This is a genomic window from Streptomyces sp. NPDC055962 (genome assembly GCF_042270185.1).
In the GTDB taxonomy this organism is placed as follows: Bacteria; Actinomycetota; Actinomycetes; order Streptomycetales; family Streptomycetaceae; genus Streptomyces.
The window spans coordinates 638,011-659,466 of the sequence record NZ_JBHJYN010000003.1 but is presented as its reverse complement, the minus strand read 5'-3'; the positions used below and the strand labels follow the sequence as shown (position 1 = coordinate 659,466).

Annotated in this window: 17 protein-coding genes; 7 read left to right on the top strand and 10 right to left on the bottom strand. The window is 72.7% G+C overall.

The features are described from left to right. Positions 1 to 3 precede the first annotated feature (3 nt). From hisD to ACFC51_RS13425, 6 genes are all read right to left on the bottom strand, one after another. Positions 4 to 1,365, bottom strand: coding sequence for a histidinol dehydrogenase (gene hisD / locus ACFC51_RS13450; RefSeq protein ID WP_376370415.1), 1,362 nt, complete (start codon positions 1,363 to 1,365; stop codon positions 4 to 6). Between the two features lie 92 nt (positions 1,366 to 1,457). Then, a complete protein-coding gene (locus ACFC51_RS13445) occupies positions 1,458 to 2,369 on the bottom strand; it encodes a LysR family transcriptional regulator (RefSeq protein WP_376528602.1) in 912 nt (303 codons plus the stop codon). A gap of 158 nt (positions 2,370 to 2,527) precedes the next feature. Further along, positions 2,528 to 4,480, bottom strand: a complete 1,953-nt coding sequence (locus ACFC51_RS13440; RefSeq protein ID WP_376528600.1) for a glycogen debranching N-terminal domain-containing protein — start codon at positions 4,478 to 4,480, stop codon at positions 2,528 to 2,530. Continuing rightward, positions 4,477 to 5,868: a hypothetical protein gene (locus ACFC51_RS13435; protein WP_376528598.1), complete on the bottom strand. Its 1,392-nt coding sequence runs from the start codon at positions 5,866 to 5,868 to the stop codon at positions 4,477 to 4,479. The genes ACFC51_RS13440 and ACFC51_RS13435 overlap by 4 nt, the downstream gene beginning before the upstream one ends. Continuing rightward, entirely contained in the window at positions 5,865 to 6,665 is an 801-nt protein-coding gene (locus tag ACFC51_RS13430; RefSeq protein ID WP_376370404.1) for a TIM barrel protein, read from the bottom strand. Before ACFC51_RS13430 ends, ACFC51_RS13435 begins: the two co-directional genes overlap by 4 nt. Positions 6,666 to 6,739: 74 nt before the next feature. Then, on the bottom strand, positions 6,740 to 7,786 hold the full coding sequence (locus ACFC51_RS13425) for a zinc-binding alcohol dehydrogenase (RefSeq protein ID WP_376528596.1): 1,047 nt from the start codon (positions 7,784 to 7,786) through the stop codon (positions 6,740 to 6,742). Positions 7,787 to 7,922: 136 nt separating this feature from the next. Between ACFC51_RS13425 and ACFC51_RS13420 the strand changes: the two genes are divergently transcribed. The 7 genes from ACFC51_RS13420 to ACFC51_RS13390 all read left to right on the top strand — a co-directional run bounded on the left by ACFC51_RS13420 (position 7,923) and on the right by ACFC51_RS13390 (position 16,553). After that, positions 7,923 to 9,326 carry an ABC transporter substrate-binding protein gene (locus ACFC51_RS13420; protein ID WP_376370400.1) on the top strand — a complete coding sequence of 468 codons (1,404 nt, stop codon included), beginning with the start codon at positions 7,923 to 7,925 and terminating at the stop codon, positions 9,324 to 9,326. 34 nt (positions 9,327 to 9,360) lie between these two features. Next, entirely contained in the window at positions 9,361 to 10,341 is a 981-nt protein-coding gene (locus ACFC51_RS13415) for a carbohydrate ABC transporter permease (RefSeq protein WP_376370398.1), read from the top strand. Positions 10,342 to 10,415: 74 nt separating this feature from the next. Next, positions 10,416 to 11,282 carry a carbohydrate ABC transporter permease gene (locus ACFC51_RS13410; RefSeq protein ID WP_376370483.1) on the top strand — a complete coding sequence of 289 codons (867 nt, stop codon included), beginning with the start codon at positions 10,416 to 10,418 and terminating at the stop codon, positions 11,280 to 11,282. An 88-nt stretch (positions 11,283 to 11,370) separates the two neighbouring features. Further along, on the top strand, positions 11,371 to 12,579 hold the full coding sequence (locus ACFC51_RS13405; RefSeq protein WP_376528594.1) for an ROK family transcriptional regulator: 1,209 nt from the start codon (positions 11,371 to 11,373) through the stop codon (positions 12,577 to 12,579). Between the two features lie 118 nt (positions 12,580 to 12,697). Then, positions 12,698 to 13,603, top strand: a complete 906-nt coding sequence (locus ACFC51_RS13400) for a Gfo/Idh/MocA family protein (RefSeq protein ID WP_376370394.1) — start codon at positions 12,698 to 12,700, stop codon at positions 13,601 to 13,603. Between the two features lie 125 nt (positions 13,604 to 13,728). Next, complete coding sequence (locus tag ACFC51_RS13395; RefSeq protein ID WP_376528592.1) at positions 13,729 to 15,063, top strand: purine-cytosine permease family protein; 1,335 nt, start codon at positions 13,729 to 13,731, stop codon at positions 15,061 to 15,063. A gap of 29 nt (positions 15,064 to 15,092) precedes the next feature. Then, entirely contained in the window at positions 15,093 to 16,553 is a 1,461-nt protein-coding gene (locus tag ACFC51_RS13390) for an amidase (protein WP_376528590.1), read from the top strand. A gap of 90 nt (positions 16,554 to 16,643) precedes the next feature. Here the strand turns inward: ACFC51_RS13390 and ACFC51_RS13385 are convergent, their stop codons facing one another. The 4 genes from ACFC51_RS13385 to ACFC51_RS13370 all read right to left on the bottom strand — a co-directional run bounded on the left by ACFC51_RS13385 (position 16,644) and on the right by ACFC51_RS13370 (position 21,424). Beyond that, positions 16,644 to 17,750, bottom strand: coding sequence for a serine hydrolase domain-containing protein (locus tag ACFC51_RS13385; RefSeq protein WP_376528588.1), 1,107 nt, complete (start codon positions 17,748 to 17,750; stop codon positions 16,644 to 16,646). 147 nt (positions 17,751 to 17,897) lie between these two features. Then, positions 17,898 to 19,721 carry a SpoIIE family protein phosphatase gene (locus ACFC51_RS13380; RefSeq protein ID WP_376370390.1) on the bottom strand — a complete coding sequence of 608 codons (1,824 nt, stop codon included), beginning with the start codon at positions 19,719 to 19,721 and terminating at the stop codon, positions 17,898 to 17,900. 285 nt (positions 19,722 to 20,006) lie between these two features. Beyond that, positions 20,007 to 20,654, bottom strand: coding sequence for a CoA transferase subunit B (locus tag ACFC51_RS13375; protein ID WP_376370388.1), 648 nt, complete (start codon positions 20,652 to 20,654; stop codon positions 20,007 to 20,009). Beyond that, positions 20,654 to 21,424, bottom strand: a complete 771-nt coding sequence (locus ACFC51_RS13370) for a CoA transferase subunit A (RefSeq protein ID WP_376370386.1) — start codon at positions 21,422 to 21,424, stop codon at positions 20,654 to 20,656. Before ACFC51_RS13370 ends, ACFC51_RS13375 begins: the two co-directional genes overlap by 1 nt. Between the last annotated feature and the right edge of the window lie 32 nt (positions 21,425 to 21,456).

Sequence of the window (21,456 nt, the reverse complement as noted above, 5' to 3'; positions counted from 1 at the left end):
CCGTCAGAGCTGCTCGCGCAGCGCCTCGGGGACGGAGTCGAACGCGCCGGAGGTGCGTCCGATCCGGTCGATGCGGACCGTGGCGGTCGCCCCGTGGGCGGCGAGCCCCTCGAAGGCCGAGATCCGCTCGACGGCGGGGGCCAGGGCGGCGGTACCCTCCCGTGCGGTCCGCTGGTACGTCAGCGGCTTGAGGAAGCGGGAGACCGAGAGCCCCGCGTTGTAGCGGGCCGTCTTGCCGGTCGGCAGCACGTGGTTCGTGCCCGCGATGCCCTTGTCCGAGTAGGCGACGGTGGACCAGGGGCCGATGAAGAGCGAACCGTAGTTGGTGAGGTTGTGCAGGTAGAAGTCGTCGTCCTCGGTCTGGATCTCCAGGTGCTCGGGGCCCAGGATGTCCGATACGGCGACGGCCTCGTCACGGTCGCGTACGACGATGACGGAGCCGAAGTCCCGCCAGGCGGGTCCGGCGATGTCGCGGGTGGTGAGGGTCTCGAGCTGGCGGTCGATCTCGGCGGCGACCGCCCGGGCCGTCCGCTCGGAGGTGGTGATCAGCGCGGCCGGGGAGTTGGGGCCGTGCTCGGCCTGGCCGAGCAGGTCCGCGGCGACCCAGGCCGGGTCGGCGGTGTCGTCGGCGATGACTGCCACCTCGGACGGGCCGGCCAGCAGGTCGATCCCGACCCGGCCGAAGAGCTGCCTCTTCGCCTCGGTCACGAAGGCGTTGCCCGCACCGACCAGCATGTCCACCGGGGCCTCGCCCAGCAGGCCGAAAGCCATCGCGCCGAGGGCCTGGACACCTCCGACGGCGAAGACGCGGTCGGCCCGGGAGAGGTAGGCACCGTAGAGCACGGCGGGGTGGGCGCCGTGCTCGCCGGACGGGGGCGTGCACGCCACCACCGTCGGCACCCCCGCCGTCTTGGCCACGCCCACGGTCATGAACGCGCTGGCCAGCAGGGGGAAACGGCCGGCCGGGAGGTAGGCGCCGACACGGGACACCGGCACGTAGCGCTGGCCGCCCGCGACCCCGGGCGCCAGCTCGATCTCGAAGTCGGTCAGGTGCTTGCGCTGGGCGGAGGCGAAGCGGTGCGTGCGCTCGTAGCCCATCTCCAGGGCGGTGCGGACGTCTGCGGGCAGGGCGTCCCCCGACTTCTTGAGCTCGGTCGCCCCGATCTCCAGTTCGCCGGACCAGCCGTCGAGCTCCTGGCCGTAGGCACGGACCGCGTCCAGGCCCCTGGTCTCGATCTCCTTCAGCATCTGGGAGACCCGCTCGACCACCTTGGGGTCGCGCTGGGCGGGAGGCCCGTCGACCGCCGGCTTCTTGATCCAGCGGAAGGGGGCGAGGGTCTTCTGTTCGTCGTGCGTGATCTGCATGCCTGGGACGGTAGACGCGCCGCTGCCACAGGACCAGAGGGGCCTTGCCTGCGTCTCCCACAGGGTTTCCCTGTGGGTCGTACCAGGAGGGGTCACAGCGGCAGACCGTTGCCGATCTCGCGGAGGGTGTCCTCGGCGAGGCGGGCGAGTTCCCTGGTGGCGCGCGACAGGGGGTGGCCGCGCCGCCTCACCAGCGCGATGGTGTCGTACAGCGGCTCGGCGAAAGGAACGGTGCGCAGCCCGGCGGGGAAGGAGGGGCTGGCGATCACCGCCCTGCTGGCGATCGTGTCGCCGATGCCGGCCGCGGCCAGTTTCAGCGCCGCCTCCACGTGTTCGAGCTCGATCAGCGGATCGACGCTCACTCCGGCGAGCTGGGCACGTGCCGCGATCTGCCTCCTGGTCGGGTCCTTCCACCCGTAGTGGGCGTCGTACAGCACCAGAGGTGCCTGCGAGAAGGATTCGATGGTGACCGGGGCGCGGGTGCGCTCGGCGCTCGCGCTGACGTAATGCACCTCGTCGCGCATGAGCGGGGTGACCGCGAGTCCGTCCTCGTCCACGGGCAGGATGACCAGGCCCGCTTCGATCCGGCCCGCCGCGACGGCCGAGGCGGTCTCGGCCGAGTTCTGCCCCACGAGCCGTACACGGACGGACGGGTACCGGGCATGGAACATCTGTACGAGATTGGCGAGCAGGTAGTAGTCGGCGTTGCGCAGGACCCCGAACGTGGCGGTGCCCCCGCCCAGGGAGCCGAGGGAGTGCACGGCCCGCATCCCGCCGTCCGCCGCCTCCAGTGCCTCCTGGGCGTAGGGGAGGAGCTCCTGCCCCGCCGCCGTCAGGCTCAGGGTGCGGCTGCCGCGGAGGAACAGCTCAGCGTCCAGTTCCGCCTCCAGGCGGCGGACCAGCTCGGAGGCGGATGCCTGGGCGATGTCCATGGCCTGTGCGGCGGCGGTGAAGGACCCGAGGCGCTCCGCCTCGACGAAGGCCCGCAGCTGATTGAGTGTCATGCCGTCTCCTCGTGCGGAGCGGACGCGGGGAGGCGGCCGCGGCGGGGGTGCTCCGGCGGCGCGGGGGAGAGGCGTGCGGTTCTGCGCATGCCTGCACCTTAGGAAGCCGTGGCCCCGGACACCGCACCGGCGTCCGGGGCCTTCCCGGAGCGGCCCGGTCAGTCCGCCGTCTCCCGCAGCGCCGTGAGGACGGCCAGGGGGGTGGCGGCCGCCCACGCCTGCGGGGAGCAGGAGTGGGGATACGGCACCGGGCGGGGGTGCTGGGCGCGGGAGTAGCCCGCCATGACCTCGGGCAGCCGGTGCCCGTGGTGCGCCGACGCCTCCAGCAGGCCGAGGGCGACCGTGCGCGCCTCCTCGACGAGACCGCACCGGGCCAGACCGAGCAGCACCACCGCGTTGTCGTGCGGCCAGGACGTGCCCCGGTGGTACGAGAGCGGGTGGTACGCGGGCTGGCCGGACGCCAGGGTGCGGATGGCCCACCCCGAGAAGAAGTCGGGTTCCAGCAGACGCCGCCCCACGCGCTCGGCGTGCCGGCCGTCCAGGATGCCCGACCACAGCAGGTGCCCGGCGTCGGAGGCCAGCGAGTCGACCTGCCTGCCCCGGCCGTCCAGCGCGAGCGCGGGGAAGTCGGGGCCGGTCATCCAGAAGTCCCGCAGGAACCGCTCCCGCAGTTCCGCGGCCGCCTTCTCCAGCTGTTCGGCGTACGCCGCGTCGTTCCACACCGAGCGGGCCGTGCGCGCGGTGCGGACCAGTGCGTCGTAGGCGTATCCCTGCGCCTCGGCCACGGCGATCGGCCCCTCGGCCTGGGTGCCGTCCAGGAAGCAGACGGCACCCTCGGAGTCCTTCCAGTTCTGGTTCACCAGCCCGCGGGGGTCGGGCGTGTAGACCAGGTAGCCGCTGTCGTCCAGACCGCCGTCGCGGAACATCCAGCTCACGGCGGCGCGCGCCGCACGCTCCAGGCGGGTGGCGAGGGTGAGGTCGCCGGTGGCCTCCGTGTAACTCTCCAGCAGGACCAGGAAGAGCGGGGTGGCGTCCACCGAACCGTAGTAACGGCCGTACGGCACCTGGCGGAAGTGGGCCAGCTCGCCGTGGCGGATCTCGTGGACGATGCGCCCCGGCTGCTCCCCGCGGCCGGCGTCGTGGACGGTGCCCTGGGTCGCCGCGAGAGCGAGCAGGGTCCCCTCCGCCAGCTCGGGCCGGTAGGGCAGCGCGAACAGGGAGGTGAAGAGGGAGTCCCGCCCGAAGAGCGTGAGGAACCACGGGATCCCGGCCGCCGGCACCCGAAGGTGCTCGCCGTCCGGGCCGGTCGCGGGGACCCTCAGTGCGGCCAGGTCGCTCAGCCCCCGGGCGCACGCCGCAGCCAGACCGTCCGGTGCGCCGGGTGGCACGGGCAGCGGCGCCCCGGTGAAGGCGGAGGTGTCGGCCGCCTGCTCCGCGACCGCCTCGGCCGGCGTGCCGACGAGGGCGGGCGCGGGTGCGCCGTGCGCGTACGCCGTGACGGTGAGCAGGAGTTCGGCCGCGCCGTGGGCGGGCAGCTCCAGGTGCCAGTCCAGCCGGTGCGCCGTCCCCGGTTCGCCGGCGGGGCCCACGGCGGCCGGAGCCGGGGAGGCGCACACCGCAGTACGGGAGAGCCAGTCGCCGCGCTCGTAGGTGAACGTGACCCCGTCCTGATGGAGGGCCGCTGTGTGCCGGGCGCCGTCCTTCTCGTACCGGCGCTTGTCGGAGCGCAGTTCGAACTGGTCGGCGAAGTCGGCGTCCGCGGTGAGCGAGAGCACCGCGGTGACGGGTGCGGGGCCATTGTTGACCAGCCGCAGACACTCCGTCAGAACGCCCGAGTCGACGGCCTGTTCACGGAATACGGTATAGGCGGCCGGTTCGTCCCGGGTGCCCGGCGGGGTGAGCACGCACAGAGCGGACTCCTCGCCCGCCGACGGCACCAGTACCTCCGGTGCCGCACCGTCGACGGTCAGCGTCCACCGGCTCAGGTGGCGTGCGTCGCGGTGGAACAGCCCGTCCGGGGAGGTGCCGCGGCGGCCGCCGACGCCTCCGTCGGCGCCCAGGACCGCGAAGGTGCCCGCGCGGACGAGGGTGGTGTCCGCTGTGCCGTTCACGCGCGTACTCCGATCGCAGGGGTGCCCGGGCCGTTGTCGCCGGAGGCCGGCCGCGCCGCGGCCAGCAGATCGAGGGTGAGGGCCGCCGTCCAGCCGAAGGCACGGGTGCCGCGGGCCTCGGCGGTCTCCGGGTCCACGTACTCGGCGAAGGCGCTGGCCCCGGCGGCGTCCAGCATGGCCGTACGCAGCGCGTCCGCCGTGCGGGGACGCCCGTACAGGCGCAGCCCGCGCTCCAGCAGCCAGTTGGTGTTGAACCAGGCGGGACCGCGCCAGTAGCGGGAGGGGTCGAAGGCATGCCCGGCGAAGTCGTACGACGGCGCCATCGGCACCTCGCCCAGACGGAAGGCCGGGCCCGACACCGTGTCGAGCAGGGCGTCGACGACGTGCCGGGGGAGCCCGGGGACGACGAGAGGGACGAGCCCGGCGACGCTGCGCTCGGGGATCAGCTCGTCACCGACCAGGTCCCGGCAGAGGAACATGCCGTCGGCGGGCGACCAGAGCCGCTCCACCAGCGCCGCCGTGAGCCGCTCGGCCCGTGCCTCGTGCGGGGAGGGGTCCGCCCCCGTCTCGGCGGCGATCCGGGCGAGCGCGTGCTCCGAGACGATCAGCAGCGCGTTGACACAGGGGTCCTCCACCGCGAAGGCGTGCGATCCCCGCACGTCCGCGTAGCCGCCGTCCCGGTAGTCCGAGGCGAGCCGCACGTAGCGGCCGTAGTCCAGGTCGGTGGGACGCTCCGACGCCTGCCCGTGGTCGAGGTCGGCACGCCGGTACGAGCCCGGGGCGGCCGGCTCGACACGCCGCAACGGGCCGTCCCAGCACGGGCTGTTGTCCATGCCGGGCTCCCACGGGTGCACCATGGCGGCCAGTCCGCCGCCGCCGAGGTCGCGGTCGCCCGTGAGGTAGTCGTGCCAGGCCACGAGCCGGTCGTAGACACGCGGCAGGAAGCCGCGGCCGCGCGAGGCCTCAGGGTCGGCCTCGTGGACGAGCCACGCGGCCAGCGCGTGTACCGGGGGCTGCACGATGCCGGAGGTCTCGGTCCCGGCCGGGGCACCCGCCGGGGCGCCCGCCGTGGAGGAGCGCCAGAAGTCGGGGCTGGGGAAGTACGCGTCCAGGGGCACCGCGGGACTGAACACGATGTGCGGAACGCGGCCGTCGGCCCACTGGGCGCCCAGCAGGCTCTCCAGCTCGCGCTGGGCCCTGCGCACCGACAGGTGGCGCAGCCCGATCGCGATGAAGGCCGAGTCCCAGCTCCACTGGTGCGGATACAGGCCGCGGGACGGGACGGTGGAGGAGCCCGTCCAGTTGGTGAGGAGGACCCGTGCCGCACCGCGCCGAAGGGTCAGGTGATCGGCGGCGGCGGGCACGGGGGTCTCGAGCAGCGACGTCACGCGCCGGACCTCCGCAGGAACGCGGGGACCGAGCGGACGGCCGCGACCGGGTCGCCGGTCAGCCGGCACTCGGCGGCGAGGTAGCCGTCGTAGCCGATGCTGTGCAGGGCTCCGATCCAGGCCGGCCAGTCGAGGTGGCCGGCTCCCGGCTGGAAGCGGTTGGAGTCGCTGACCTGGGCGTGGCCGATGTAGGGGGCCGCCGCGAGGATCGAGGCCGAGGGGTCGGCCTCCTCGATGTTCATGTGGTAGCTGTCGATGCCGATGCGGACGGAGTCCAGGCCCACTGTGCGGATGAGGTCGACGGCCTGGTCCAGCCGGTTGACCATGTGGTCCTCGTACCGGTTGAGCGGCTCCAGGTAGAGGGCGACGCCCTCGGAGCGCGCGTGCTCACCCAGCTCGGAGAGGCCGGACAGCAGCACCTCGCGGTCCTGCTCCTCGGTGCGCGGCGGCTCGAAGGGCGGCAGCCGGCGCGAGAACATCCCGTACGACGCGGGGGTCTGCACACCCAGTGCCCCGATCTCGGCCGCGACGGAGAGCTGCGACTTCATCTGCTCCAGCGCGTCACGGCGCAGCCCGTCGTCGAACGCCGCGAAGAAGTGCAGCATGTCGACGCAGACGGTCGGCATGACGACGCCGTCGGCGAGTGCCTGCTTGAGCTCGGGCAGACGGTCGCGGAAGTGGAAGTCGCCCTTGGACCGCAGCTCCACGGCGTCGAAGCCGGCCTCCTGGGCGAAGGCCCATTTCTCCTGGAGCGTGTCGCCGGGGAGGAGCTGTTCCTGGCAGGCGGTTTTCAGCATGGGGTGCCTTTCGGCGCCGTCGGAGGGCGCTCGGGGTCTGAACGGTTCGGGAACGGATCGGGCGTGCTGCGGGCTCAGAACTCCAGGACGACCTGGAGGGCGTCGGCGGGCGTCTCGTCGAGCAGCACGTACGCGTCGGCGCACTCCGCCACCGGCACGACATGGCTGACCAGCGACTTCACATCGACCTGGCCTTCGGCGACCAGCGAGAGGAAGGTCTGCTGGAGCCGCTCGACACTCCAGCGTCCGGCCAGCTGCGGGGGCACGCCGCCGATCTGGGAGCAGATCAGCTGGATCCGGTTGTGGTGGAACTCGTCGCCGAGCCGCAGCCCGGCGCCGTCGCCCTGGTAGAAGCCGGACGCCACGACCCGGCCGCCGACGGTGACGGAGCGGACGGCCTCGTGCAGCGCCGGGTACACCCCGCTGATCTCGATGGCGACATCGGCGCCCGCCCCGCCCGTGGCGGCGCGGATCCGTTCGGCGACGTCGTCGGTCCGCGCGTTGAGGGTGTGCCGCGCGCCGTACTCCCGGGCGGTGGCGAGACGGCCGTCGAGTGCGTCGACCGCGGTGACGCGCGCGCCGTTGAGCTGGGCGAGGCGGGTGGTGAGCAGCCCGATGACGCCCTGGCCGAAGACGGCCACGTCCTCGCCGAGGTGGATGTCGGCGGCGAGGATCGCGTTGTACGCGATGGCGCCGACGCGGGCGAACGCCCCCGCGAGCGGTTCGAGACCGGCGGGCAGGGTGTGGCCGACCATGCGCTCGGCGGGGACGATGCCCTCGCTGCGGTGGCCCCAGATGCCCCAGACCAGATCGCCCGTGACGGGCATCCCGGGCGTGCCGACGAGCTCGGGGGAGACCTCGGTGACCTCGCCGACCTCGGAGTAGCCCCAGCCGGCCACCGGGTACTCGATTCCGGCCGCACCGTCGCGGAAGATCCGGGCCTCGGCGTCCCAGGTGCGTGTGAGATACGGATTCGTACCCCTGTAGGCAGTGAGTTCGGTTCCTGCCGAAATGCCGGAGTAGCGGGTGCGGACCCGCAGGTGGCCGGCGGGGAGCGGGGCGCTCTCGTGCTCGGCGACTTCGACCTGACGGGGGCCGGTGAACTGGACGACGCGTTCCACGGGGGGCTCCGGTAGCGCTGGGAGGGGTGTTGCTCGCTGACTTCAGTCGAAGATATCTCAGAGTTATGTCTTGTCAACACGCAAAAGTAATGCTGAGATGCATCAGGAAAGTGCGTAAGTGGCGTGAGGACAGAGCATGGTGATGAAGACCCGACGGTCGAGGGCGACCCTGTTCGGGCTCGCCGCGACCCTGGCGGCAGGCCTGCTGGCCGGCTGCTCGGGCGGCTCCGGCGCGGAGCGGCCCGACAACAGGATCACGGTGTGGTCGCAGGAGAACCTGCCGCCGAGGATGGCGGCGACCAGGAAGGTCGTCAGCCGCTTCGAGAAGGAGACCGGTGTCCAGGTCGATCTCGTCGGCGTGGACGAGGCCCAGCTGCCGCAGCTGATCATGTCCGCGGCGGCGGCCGGCAAGCTCCCGGACGTCATCGGGGCGGTCCCGATGGGCCAGGTCTGGCAGATGTACGGCAACGGCCTGCTCAACACCGACGTCGCGAACCGCATCGTCGAGGACCTCGACCCGGGCACGTTCAACAGCAACGCGCTCGCGCTCACGGCCGACGGGGGGACCCGGCTCGGTGTCCCCTCCGACGCCTGGCTCCAGATCCTCGTCTACCGCAAGGACCTGTTCGCCGAGGCCGGGCTCGACGCCCCCGACGACTACGCGAGCGCCCTGAAGGCAGCCGCCTCCCTCGACAAGGACGGAAGGGACGGCATCTCGCTGGCCACCGACCCCTCGGACGTCTTCACCCAGCAGAGCTTCGAGGACCTCGCCCTGGCCAACGGCTGCGAGCTGGTCGACGGGTCGGGCGAGCCCGCCCTCGACTCCCCGGCGTGCCGCAACGCCTTCGCGGCGTACGACGATCTCGCCCGCAAACACGGTGCGCCCGGCACCCAGAGCGTGGACACCACCCGCGCCACCTACTTCGCCGGACAGTCCTCGATGATGGTCTGGTCGTCCTTCCTGCTCGACGAGCTGGCGGGACTGCGGTCGGACGCGCTGCCCAGCTGCCCGGAGTGCACGAAGGACCCGAAGTTCCTGGCCCGCAACACCGGCGTCGTCACCTCCCTGAAGGGCCCCGACGGCAAGGAACCCGCCCAGTTCGGCGAGATCACGTCATGGGCCGTCACCAGGACCGCCGAGACGGGCGCCTCCAGGAAGTTCATCGACTACATGATGGGCAAGGGGTACGCCGACTGGTTCGGCATGGCCCCCGAGGGCAAGATCCCCGTCCGCACCGGCACGGTGCAGAAGCCCGGCTCCTTCGAACAGGCGTGGCGCTCCAGCGTCATGGGCGTCGACCGCCGCGAGTCCATGCAGAAGGCCTACCCCTCGGCCCTCCTCGACCGGCTCGTCACCGGCGTCGGCGACATGAAGCGCTGGGGACTCACCCAGGGGCAGGGCGCGCTCGTCGGCGCCACGAACGGCGAACTCCCCGTCGCCAAGGCCATCGGGGCGATGACCAGCGGCCAGCTCTCGCCTGACGAGGCCGCGAAGGAGGCCGACGACGAAGTGACCGCCCTCCAGAAGTCCCTCCAGTAGCCGCACGCCGCTCCCCTCACGAGGTAACCGACCCATGAGCACAACCCAGAGCGCCGCGAAGCAGCGCCGCGTCCCGGCGCAGAGTTCCAGCAGGCGCGAGAACCGCGCGGGCCTCGCCTTCGTGACCCCCACCTTCCTGGTGGTCCTGGTCGTGGTGATCCTGCCGATCCTGTGGACCGTCCTGCTCGCCTTCCAGAACGCCCGGCTCGTCGACATCCAGGAGAACGGCCTCTTCGGCCGGTGGACCCTGGACAACTTCTCGCAGGTCTTCGGCTCGCCCGGCTTCTGGAGCAGCCTCGGCACCACGCTGCTCTACACCGTCGGCGCCACCGCGGGCTCCGTGGTCCTCGGGCTGGTCGCCGCCCTCGCGCTGCGCCGTCCCTTCCGGGGCCGGGGCGTCCTGCGCGCCGCCATGCTCCTCCCGTACGTCGCCCCCGTGGTCGCGGTCTCCTTCGTCTGGGAGGTGGCGCTCAGCCCGCAGTACGGCATCGTGAACGAATGGGGCCGGAAGCTCTTCGGGTGGGACGACCCCATCGCCTTCCTCTCCACCCGGTCCTACGAAGTCGGCGTGCTCGGCGTCCACTTCGACATCCCGCTCGCCCTGCTCACCGTCATCGCCTTCGAGACCTGGCGCTACTTCCCGTTCGCCTTCCTCTTCATGCTGGCCCGGCTCCAGGCGGTACCCGCCGGACTCGAGGAGGCGGCGGAGGTCGACGGCGCCACCCTCTCCCAGCGCTTCCGGCACATCCTGCTGCCCCAGCTGATGCCCGTCATCGCCCTGCTGTCCGTCCTGCGCTTCATCATGACGTTCAACAAGTTCGACGACATCTACCTGCTCACCGGCGGCGGCTCGGGCACGGACGTCGTGGCCGTCCGCGTGTACGACTTCCTGACCTCGCGCTTCGACGTCGGTGCCGCCTCCGCCCAGGCGCTCGTCCTGGCCGTCGTGCTCATGGCCCTCCTGGGCGTCTACTTCACGTTCTTCGCCAAGAAGATGCAGGAGGAATCGGCATGACCGCCACCGAGACCCTGACCCGCGACGAGACCGGCCGGTCCACGCGCCCGCTGCCCGGGGCCCGGCGTCCCCGGATCACCCGGGCCCAGTTCGAGGAACGCTTCTTCGGCGTACTGCGCTGGATCGTGATCGCCTTCCTCGCGGCGATCACGATCGTGCCCTTCTACTACATGCTCATGCTGTCGGTGAAGCCCATCGACGCCCTGCTCCTCGACCCGGGCAACCTGTGGGTCTCCGCCAAGGACTTCACGCTCGACACCTACGAGAGCGTCCTCAAGTCCTCGTCCGAGGGCGGCCAGGGATTCCTCGGCATGCTGGTCAACTCGGCGCTCGTCGCCGTCGCCACGGTGCTGCTCACGCTGGCCGCGGCGGTTCCCGGGGCCTACGCGGTGAGCCGGCTGAAGTTCTTCGGCAACCGGCAGGTCAGCGCGATCTTCCTGGCCGTGTACCTCTTCCCGGCCACCCTGCTCGCCGTGCCGCTCTTCGTCATGTTCGCGAAGATGGGACTCTCCGGCAGTCTCGTCGGGCTCGCCATCGTCTACATCGCGCAGACCGTGCCCGTCTCGATCTACATGCTGAAGAACTACTTCGTCACCATCCCGTACAGCATCGAGGAAGCGGCGTCGATCGACGGCGCGTCACGGCTGCAGACCGTACGCAAGATCATCCTGCCGCTCGCCCTGCCGACCCTCATGGCGACCGGGCTGTACGTTTTCATGATCGCCTGGAACGAGTTCCTCTTCGCGCTCCTCTTCCTGGCGGCCGACCCCGACAGGTGGACGGTCTCGCTGGGACTCCAGCAACTGGCCAACGGCATCGAGGTGTCGAAGACGGTCCTGATGGCCGGGTCGGTGGTCCTCACCATCCCTGTGGTACTCCTGTTCTTCTCCGCCGAGCGGCTCCTCACCGAGGGCCTGACCAGCGGTGCGGACAAGGGCTGACACCGGGACAGGGGACCGGCAGGACCAGACGCCTGAGGCCCCCGGGGCAGCCGGCACGGACGCGACAGACAGGGCGAGGACAGCAGGGATGGCAGGAAACCAGGCCAGCGCGGGGCACCTCCTGCAGCTCATCCGCAGCGGCGAGGCCACCACGCGCGGAGAGCTCCAGCAGGCGACCGGGCTGTCCCGCTCGACGGTGGGACACCGGCTCGACCAGCTCTTCGGGGCGGGCTGGCTGCGCGGCGCCACCGGCACCTCCACCGGCGGACGCCCCTCCTCCCGGCTGGAGTTCGACCCGGCGCACGCCGTGGTGCTCGTGGCGGACTTGGAGACCCGGCACGCACGCCTCGCCGTGCTCGACCTGGCCGGAGAGGTGCTGGCCGAGCACACCGGGGCCCTCGTCATCGCCGACGGCCCCGACTGCGCCCTGGACCAACTGGCCCGCTGGTCCGGCCCGCTGCTCGCCGAGGCGGGCGTGGGACCCGAACGGGTCTGCGGCATCGGGCTCTCCGTGCCGGGCCCGGTCGACTGGGAGTCCGCCCGGATCGTCCAGCCCCCGATCATGCCCGGATGGGACCGCTTCCCCGTACGGGAGCGCATGCGAGAGGCATGGACCGAGCACGTCGGCCCGATGCCCGCGGCGGAACCCCTCCCGGTCTTCGTCGACAACGACGCCAACCTGATGGCCCTGGCCGAACAGCGGGCAGGCCACCCGGAGTGCAGCGCCTTCGTCCTGATCAAGGCGTCCACCGGGATCGGCGCCGGGGTCGTCGTCGGCGGCGAGATCTACCGGGGCATCGACGGCGGAGCCGGCGACATCGGACACATCCGGCTGCACGACCGCCCCGACGCCTTGTGCATGTGCGGCTCGTACGGGTGCCTCGCCGCGGTGGCCAGCGGCCGGTCCATCGCCGCGCAGCTCACCGACGCGGGAGTGCCCACCGCCTCGGGATCCGATGTCCGCGAGCACCTCGCCGCGGGTCAGCCGGACGCCGTCAGGCTCGCCCGGGAGGCCGGGCAGCGCGTCGGCGAGGTCCTGGTCACGGTCGTCACCCTGCTCAACCCCGGTGTGCTGATGCTGAGCGGGGACCTGGCAGGCACCCCGTTCCTCACCGGGGTCCGTGAACTCATCTACCAGCGCGCGATGCCACGCACCACGGCCCATCTCCAGGTCGTCACCTCCGAGCTGGGCGACCGCGCCGCCCTGGCCGGAGCCGCCCGTATGGTCATCGACCACCTCTACGCCCCCGACCGCGCCGACGCCCGCCTCGCGGCCCTGGCCCGCGTCGGCGCCTGAGCGCCCGTCCCCGCGCCGCCCGCACGACGACGCACAGGCGGCGCGTACCGCCCTCACGCCGGGGGCGCCCCCGTGCCCGGCGTGCACCGTACCCACAGCTGAACGACGGAGAACCACCATGTCCACCGCCCCCCTCCCGGACGCCTGGCCCCACGAACCGGTCCGCGTCGGCCTCGTGGGTGCGGGCCCCTGGGCCCGCACCATGCACGCCCGGATGCTGGCGGCCGGGCCGGAGACCGCACTCGCGGCGGTCTGGGCCCGCCGCCCGGAGGCCGCGGCCGACGTCGCCGCACCCTACGGCGCCCCGGTCGCCGCGTCCTTCGAGGAACTGCTCGACCGGTGCGAGGCCGTCGCGTTCGCCGTGCCGCCCGCCGTCCAGGCCGTCCTCGCCCCCCGCGCCGCGGCCGCGGGCCGAGCCCTCCTGCTGGAGAAGCCGCTCGGTGCCGACCTCGCCACGGCGCGCGCCGTGGCGGACGCCGTCGACGAGCACGGGGTGATCTCCCAGCTGGTCCTGACCAAGCGCTACCACCCGGCCACCCGTGCCTTCCTCGCCGAGGCGGCCACCCGCGAGGTGACGGGAGCGCGCTCCTGCTACCTGCACGGCGCCTTCCTGGGCGGGGAGTTCGCCACCTCGTGGCGACTGGAGCACGGCGCGCTGCTCGACCTCGGCCCGCACCTCCTGGACATCCTCGACAGCGCGGTCGGTCCCATCGTCTCCGTACGGGCCGCCGGTGATCCGCGCCGCTGGACCGAGCTCACCTGCGAGCACGAGAACGGCGCGGTCAGCCAGGCGTCCCTCTCGGGCAGTGTGCGGCTGGAGCGGGCCAGGACCCGGGTCGAACTCTTCGGCCCCGGCGAGGAACTGGTCTACGACACGGCCGGCATCGACCACGAGGAGTGCTGGCCCGTCCTCCGGCGGGAGTTCGCGACCGCCGTACGCACCGGCCGGGGCACCGGCATCGACGCGGCCCACGGCCTGCACATCCAGAAGCTGCTCGACATGGCCGTGCGCACGGCCGGCTGAGCCGAAGGGCCGCGGCCCGCGCGGTCTCGGGCGTCCTGCGCCCGTAACAAGCCGTGCCGTCCGCCGAAACACCCGGACCCTACCGTCCAAGCGTCAGAACGGTATACCAGTATCCGGGAGGGCCCGTGACCACGACCACGACCACGAGCGGAACAGGACGGCAGGAGCCCAGCCAGGGTGAACGCGGCGCGCTGGGCGACGAGTACGAGCACGAGCCGGTGCCCGAGCGGGCACGCCGCGGACTGCTGACCGTATCGGCCGTATGGTTCGGCTTTCCGATGAACCTGGGCAACGCCGTCTTCGGCGGCGTCATCGTCTACAACCTGGGCCTGGCGCGAGGAGCGGCGGCGATCCTCCTCGGCAACCTCGTGCTCTTCGCCTACGTCGGCGCCCTCAGCTGGCTCGCGGGCCGCACGGGCGAGAACTTCTCCCACCAGGCGGCCCGCACGTTCGGCACGCTCGGAAGCCGGATACCCGCCGGCTTCCTCTCCACCGTCGTCATCGGCTGGTACTCCTTCCAGATCGGACTGAGCGGGACCACCCTCCAGGAGACCCTGGGGTGGGCGCCGTTGCTGGGCGCGCTCGCCGGGGGAGTCCTCTACACCGTGCTCACCGTCCTCGGTATCCGTGCCCTGTCACTGATCGGGCTCGTCGCCACGCCGCTGTTCGTCCTCCTCGCGGGCGTCGCCCTCTGGTTCGGTCTCGCCGGGGAAGGCGCGTCCCTGGGGCAGGCCCTGTCGTACGAGGGCGCCGGTCACGCGCTCTCCTTCGGCGCCGCCATGAGCATCGTGGTCGCGGGATTCTCCGACTCGGGCACGATGACCGCCGACTTCACGCGCTGGGCCAGGAGCGGCCGGGCCGCCGTCGTCGCGGCGAGCTGCGCGTTCCCCTTCGCCAACAGCGTCGCCTACCTCGTGGGCGGGCTCGTCGTCGCCGTCGGAGGCGCCGCGGACCCCGCGGCCAACGGTGGCGGATTCCTCGGGCTGCTCACCGGCCACGGCCCCCTCCTGACGGCGGTCGCCGTCCTGTTCGTCTTCGTCAACCTCGGCTCGGTCGCCTCCCACTGCCTCTACAACGGAGCGGTCGGCTGGTCCGCCCTCACACGGTTCCGCATGCGGCCCCTCGCGATCGCCCTGAGCGTCCTCGGACTGGTGGCGGCGCTGACCGGGGTCTGGAGCCTCTTCCTCGACTGGCTGAACCTGCTCGGCATCTTCGTACCGCCCATCGGCGCCGTCCTGATCACGGACCAGCTGATCCTGCGCCGCCGCACGGAGGGCCGGGAGGTCCGCGCGTACAGGCCGGGCGCCCTCGTCGCGTGGGCGGCCGGGGCCGGGGCCGCGACGGTGGCGCACTACTTCCTGCCCGGTTCCGTCGACGCGGTCGTCGGCATGGCCGTCGCGTGCGGCGTCTACCTGGCAGTCGAGCACACCGCACCCGTCCCCGTCGCCCGAACCGCCTGAGCCGACCCGCCCCACCGAGGAGAACACGTATGGACCGCACCGCACGCGACCAGATCTGCCGCCTCTCCGCGACCGAACTCGCCGCACTCATAGGGAAGTCGGAGGTGTCCCCGCTCGAAGCCGTGGACGCGGTCCTCGACCGGACGGCGGAGGTGGATCCCGCTCTGCACGCCTACTGCACCCCCGTGCCCGACCAGGCGCGCGCCCGCGCACGCAGGATCGGCGAGCGCCTGGCGCGCGGCGAGGACGTCGGACCGCTGGCGGGCGTGCCGATCGGAGTGAAGGACCTGATCGCCACGCGCGGCATCCGCACCACGTCCGGCTCGCCCGCCTACGAGGACTTCGTGCCGGACGAGGACGACATCGTGGTGGAGCGGGTCCTCGGCGCCGGAGCCGTGGTGCTCGGCAAGACCAACGCCACCGAGTTCGGCTACAGCGCCGTGGGACACAATCCGCTTTTCCCGGCCACCCGCAATCCGTGGAACACGGCCCTCACGCCCGGCGGTTCGAGTGCGGGATCGGCCGCGGCCGTGGCCGCCGGCCTCGGGCCCGTCTCGCTCGGTTCCGACGGGGGCGGTTCGGTGAGGGTGCCGGCCGCGCACTGCGGTCTGGTCGGGTTCAAGGCGGCGATGGGGCGGGTCCCGGTGTGGCCGGGCTGCCGCGACGAGCGCTACCCGGGAGTCTCCGGCTGGGAGTCCCTCGAACACATCGGCCCGCTCACCCGCACCGTCGCCGACGCGGCTCTGATGCTGTCCGTGCTGGCCGGGCCCGACCCGCGTGACCGGCACTCGATCCCGTGCGGTGACGTCGACTGGACCGGCGCGCCCCGCGAAGCCGGTATCCGGGGCCTGCGCGTCGCCTACAGCGCCGATCTCGGCTATCTCGCCGTCGACCCCGAGGTGCGCCGCGTCGTCGACGCCGCGGTGGGCGTCCTGGAGAAGGACCTCGGGTGCCGGGTCGAGGCGGTGGACCCCGGGTGGGACGACCCCGCCGAGGCCTTCGCCGCCCTCATCGCCGCCGAGACCGACCTCACCGGCATGCGCCGCCTCGTCGACGTGCACGGGGAGCGCATGTCGCCCCATCTCGTGGCGATGATGCGACGCCGTTGGACCGCCGAGGAGTTCACCGATGCCAACATCGTGCGCAAGGCCGTCGTCAACCGGACGGCGCAGCTGATGTCCACGTACGACCTGTTCGTCACCCCGACAGCCGCCGTGCCGCCGTTCGCCGTCGGCATCCAGGGGCCCGGGCTCATCGACGGCCGGGAGGTGCCGGACACCGCCTGGACCGGGTTCACCTTCCCGGCCAACCTCACCGGCCAGCCCGCCGTGAGCGTCCCCGCCGGCTGGACCCGCGACGGTCTGCCGGTCGGGCTGCAGATCGTGGGCCGTCACCTCGCCGACGCGCAGGTCCTGCGTGCGGCGGCCGCGTTCGAGAGCGCGGCGCCCTGGGCCCACCGATGGCCGGCCGAGCTCGCGGCGCGGGTGTAGCGGCACGCGTCGGAGACGGGGCGAGTCACCACCTCGCGGTAGAGGCGTACGGCCACGGCACCCCGCGCCACGAGCCGGCGGGCCCGTGGCTCACCCGCGGCCCCCCCCCGCGCACAACGCGGCGTCCACGGCGCCCTGGACATGGCCCAGGCTCTCGCCGCCGCCCGCCCAGGTCGTGGTGTAGACGGTCACGGTGCCCCGTCCGCCGGTGGCCCGTCCGCCGGCCACCGAGTCGCCCGGCAGGTCGCCGCCGTGCCCCCAGTAGACGCCGCCGCAGCTGAGCGGGACCGAGGCGACGCCGTAGCCGTAGCGGCTGCCCGCGGGGTAGACGTCCCGGCCGCCGACGTCGGTGGTGTCCCGCGTCATCAGACGCAGCGCCCAGGCGGGCAGGAGACGGCCGCCGAACAGGCCGTTCCAGAAGGCGTTGAGGTCTCCGGGCGTCGAGACGAGCCCGCCGGACGCGCCGAACTCGTACCCGGGGAGCTTCGTCACGTCCACGACTCCGGCCTCCGGGAGCGCGGGGTTCACTCCGTAGTTGCGGGCGTGCGGTCCTCGCAGGACCGACTCACCGGGCGCGGGCCAGTAGGTGTCGTCCAGGTGCAGGGGGCGCAGAATCGTACGCTCGACATAGGTGCGGAAGCCGACGCCGGAGGCCCGGTCGATCACCATGCCGAGCACCAGGTAGTTGGTGTCGGAGTACCCCCAGTCGGCACCGGGCTCGAAAGCGGGCTCCGCGCCGAGTGCGAGAGCCAGGTACTCCTGCGGCGTGCCGGCCCGCGACCAGTCGACCAGCGAGACGTACTCCGGCAGTCCGCTCGTCTGCTTCAGCAACTGCCGTACGGTGACGGCGCGCCCGGCGAGCTGGGGCACGTAGGTCCCGGCGCGGTCGTCGAGGCCCATCAGTCCGTCCGCCACCAGGCGCATCACGGCGGCGGCGGTGAACGCCTTGGTGTTGCCGGCGAGCCGGAACCGGCCTTGCGCGCCGATCATGTGATGTCCCGTCACCATGTCGGAGACCCCGGCCGTACGGGTCCTCCCGCCCCCGTGGACGAGGGCGCCCGGGACGCCGTCCCGTTCCACCAGCAGATCCAGCTGCCGCTGCACGGGGTCCGACGGACGGGCCGCCGCCACCGGGGCGAGTGCCCCGGTCGTCGTGGCGGCGAGCAGGACTGCGGCGATGAGGTGCTTGCGGTGCATGGTCTTCCCCCTGAGTGGTGGCCCGGTTCCGGTGGGCCGGCCGGTCGCTCACCGACGACCCTGCCAGGGCGGAGCACCGAGGTCAGTACGTCCCGCCCCCGGACCGGTGGTGTTGCCACCCCCCTTGTCGTGCACTCCGTTGCAGCGTCAGGCGGGTTCGGAGGTGTCTCTGACCGGGGTGCCCTCGATGCGCGAGCCCGGCGCTCCCCGGTCGGCGGCGGCCGGGCTGTGGGCGTGCTGCGGCGGTGCCTCCCCGTCCCCGGCGCCGACGCCCGCGGGCGGGGTACGCAGGGCCAGCAGGGCGACGTCGTCGCCGCTGGGGTCGATGCGGGTCAGGAGTTCGTCGAGGAAGTCCTCGATGTCGCGTCGGGCCAGGGCCGCGGCATGCCGCCGCAGCAGGGCGAGACCGGTCTCGATGTCGCGGGTGCGGCTCTCGACCAGCCCGTCGGTGTAGAAGAGCAGGGTCGACCGGGGCGGGAGCTCCGCGCGGGCGTCGTGCCACCCCAGCCCCATGTGCAGGGCGGAGCTGAGTCCGAGCAGGGGCCCGTGACCGGCTTCGAGGAAGCGTGCGTGCCCGTCGGCGGTGACCAGGAGGGGCGGAGGGTGCCCGGCGTTGACCCAGTGGAGCTCCCGCGGGCCGCCCACCTCGCCCTCGATGCGCGCGAACACACAGGTGGCCATGGGGGCGTCGCTGGTGTGGGTCATGGCCTCGTCCAGGCGGCGCATGATCAGGCTGGGCGGCTCCGTCCGGTCCCAGGCCAGGGCGCGCAGCATGTTGCGGACCTCGGCCATGTGGGCGGCGGCCTTGAGGTCGTGCCCGACGACGTCGCCGATGACCATCGTCAGGACCCCGTCGCCCAGGAGGAAGGAGTCGTACCAGTCCCCGCCGATCTCGGCGGCACTCTCCGCGGGCCGGTAACGGGCCGCCAGAGTGAGGTGGTCCACCTGCGGCAGGGGCGTGAGGAGCTGGCGCTGCATGGTCTCCGCGACGTGACGCTGCTGTTCGAACAGCTCGGCGGCCTCCATGACGAGGCCGGCCCGGCGCGCGATGTCGGCGAGCACGAAGACCTCGGCGTCGGTGTAGGCGGAGTCCGGGGCGGTGCGGGCCACGGTCAGCGCGCCGAAGACCTGCCGCCGCGTGTGCAGGGGGACCACGACGGCGCAGGTCCCTCCCAGCCGGTCGAACAGCTCCCGGTGCGCGAGGGCGAGCGCGCTGTCCGGCCGCTCGGCGAGGTCGGCCGCGTCCAGGACGACGGGCTCCCCGCCCCGCAGCGCCCGGACCACGGCCGAGCGGGCCGACTCCGGCAGGGGTGGCAGCGGCCCCGTGAGCCCCTCCGCCGGCGCCCGGTCGCCGGGGGTGCGGACGGTCGTGCGCCGCATCTCGCCCGTCCGTCCCGGGGCGCGTACGTCGACGGCCGCCCAGTCGCCCATGTCCGGCACGAGCAGCCCGGCCAGCCTGTGCAGCATCTCCGGTGTCTCCAGGGTGGAGATCAGGACGGTCGAGACCTCCGCCACCATCGTCAGCCGGGCGGTCAGCCCTTCCAGTGCCGCGAGGTAGGCCGCGGTCTGCTCGGCGGCGTCGCGGTGCAGGCTGAAGTCGTGGAAGACGACCACCGCGCCCTCCGCGCGGCCCTCGACCCGGAGGGGAGTGGCGGCCCAGATGACGGGCACGAGGCTGCCGTCCCCGCGCAGGAAGAGTTCCTCGCTGCCTTCCGCGGGCCGGCCGCTGTCCAGGACGGCCAGCAGCCCGCACTCGTCGCGCGGGATCCTGCCGCCGCCCGGGCCGCGGTGCATCAGGTCGTGCATGTCGCGGCCGAGCATCTGCTCCAGCGGACGGCCGAGCAGCTCCTGCGCCCGTGGGTTGCACGCCGTGAGCAGACCCGCGGTGTCGGTGACGAAGACCCCCGCTCCGAGGCTGTCGAACACCGTGCGCATGAAGCCGATCTCCAGCAGCCCGTCCGTGGACCTCATGGGGCGTCCTCCGTCGTCGCCGGGTGGATCTCTCCGCCCGTACCCGCCGGGCCCACGTGCCCCGGACCTCCCGGCGACGGCCGCACGGACGGTACCTGGTCCGCCGCCGGAGACGCCGTCTGGGGGGTCATGCGCTCATGCCTTCCGCTTCATGGCCGGGGGCCGGCCCGGTCCGCCCGGCGAGGGCACCGGACGGCACCCGCGGCACCGCGGCATCTGTTCATCATTCATCCGGTACGCCCGTTCCGCCGCTCGGGAGCGGCCCTCACGCGGCGAGGCCGGGGCTCATGACGCGGCCCTGCCGGACGTACGGACCGGAGCGGCTGTCCTCTCCAGGACCTCGGCGGTGCTCACCCCGGGGGCGGTCTCCACCAGGACCAGGCCGTCGTCGGTCACGTCGAGCACCGCGAGGTCGGTGATGACGCGGTCGACGCATGCCCTGCCCGTCAGCGGCAGGGTGCACTCCTCGACGATCTTGGGGCTGCCGTCCTTCGCGGTGTGCGTCATGGTCACGATGACGCGGCGTGCCCCGTGCACGAGGTCCATCGCTCCGCCGATACCCGTCACCATTTTGCCCGGCACCGCCCAGTTGGCGAGGTCGCCCCGGGCCGAGACCTCCATGGCCCCGAGCACGGCGGCGTCGATGTGCCCGCCGCGGATCATCCCGAAGGAGAGTGCCGAGTCGAAGAACGAGGCGCCCGGCCGGACGGTGACCGTCTCCTTGCCCGCGTTGATCAGGTCGGGGTCGACGTCCTCGTCGTACGGGAACGCGCCGGTCCCCAGGATGCCGTTCTCGGACTCCAGGACGACGTGCACGCCTTCGGGCAGGTGGTTCGGGATCAGCGTCGGCAGCCCGATGCCCAGGTTGACGTACTCGCCGTCGCGCAGTTCCGCGGCCGCCCTGGCGGCCATCTCGTTCCGGTTCCAGGCCATCAGCCCCGTGCCTCCCGCTCCGTGACCGTCCGCTTCTCGACCTTCTTGTCCGCGGCCTGCCCGGGGGTGAGCGCGACGACCCGCTGCACGAAGATGCCGGGCAGATGCACATGGTCGGGGTCGATCCCGCCGGGCTCGACCAGTTCCTCGACCTCCGCGACGGTGATGCGTCCGGCCATGGCCGCGAGCGGGTTGAAGTTGCGCGCGGCCTTGTTGAAGACGAGGTTGCCGTGCCGGTCGCCCTTCGCCGCCCTGACGAGGGCGAAGTCGGTGCGGATGCCGTGCTCCAGGACGTACGCGACGCCGTCGAAGTCGCGTACCTCCTTGGCCGGGGAGGCCACCGCCACCCCGCCCTCGCCGTCGTAGCGCCAGGGGAGTCCGCCGTCGGCCACCTGGGTGCCCACGCCGGCCGGTGTGTAGAACGCCGGTATCCCGGTCCCGCCGGCCCGGAGCCGCTCGGCCAGGGTGCCCTGCGGGATCAGCTCGAGCTCCAGCTCGCCCCCGAGGTACTGCCGGGCGAACTCCTTGTTCCCGCCGATGTAGGAGCCGGTCACCCGGCTGATGCGGCCGGCGGAGAGCAGGACCGCGAGGCCGGAGTCCATCGCCCCGCAGTTGTTGGAGACGACTCCGAGACCGCTGACACCCCTCGCGTACAGGGCGTCGATCAGCACGTTCGGCACACCGCTGAGCCCGAAGCCCCCCACCGCCACCGACGCGCCGTGCCGCACGTCGGCGACGGCCAGCGCCGCCGACGCGACCACCTTGTCCATGGGACCGTCCATCCACTAGTGTTCGTCCAGTG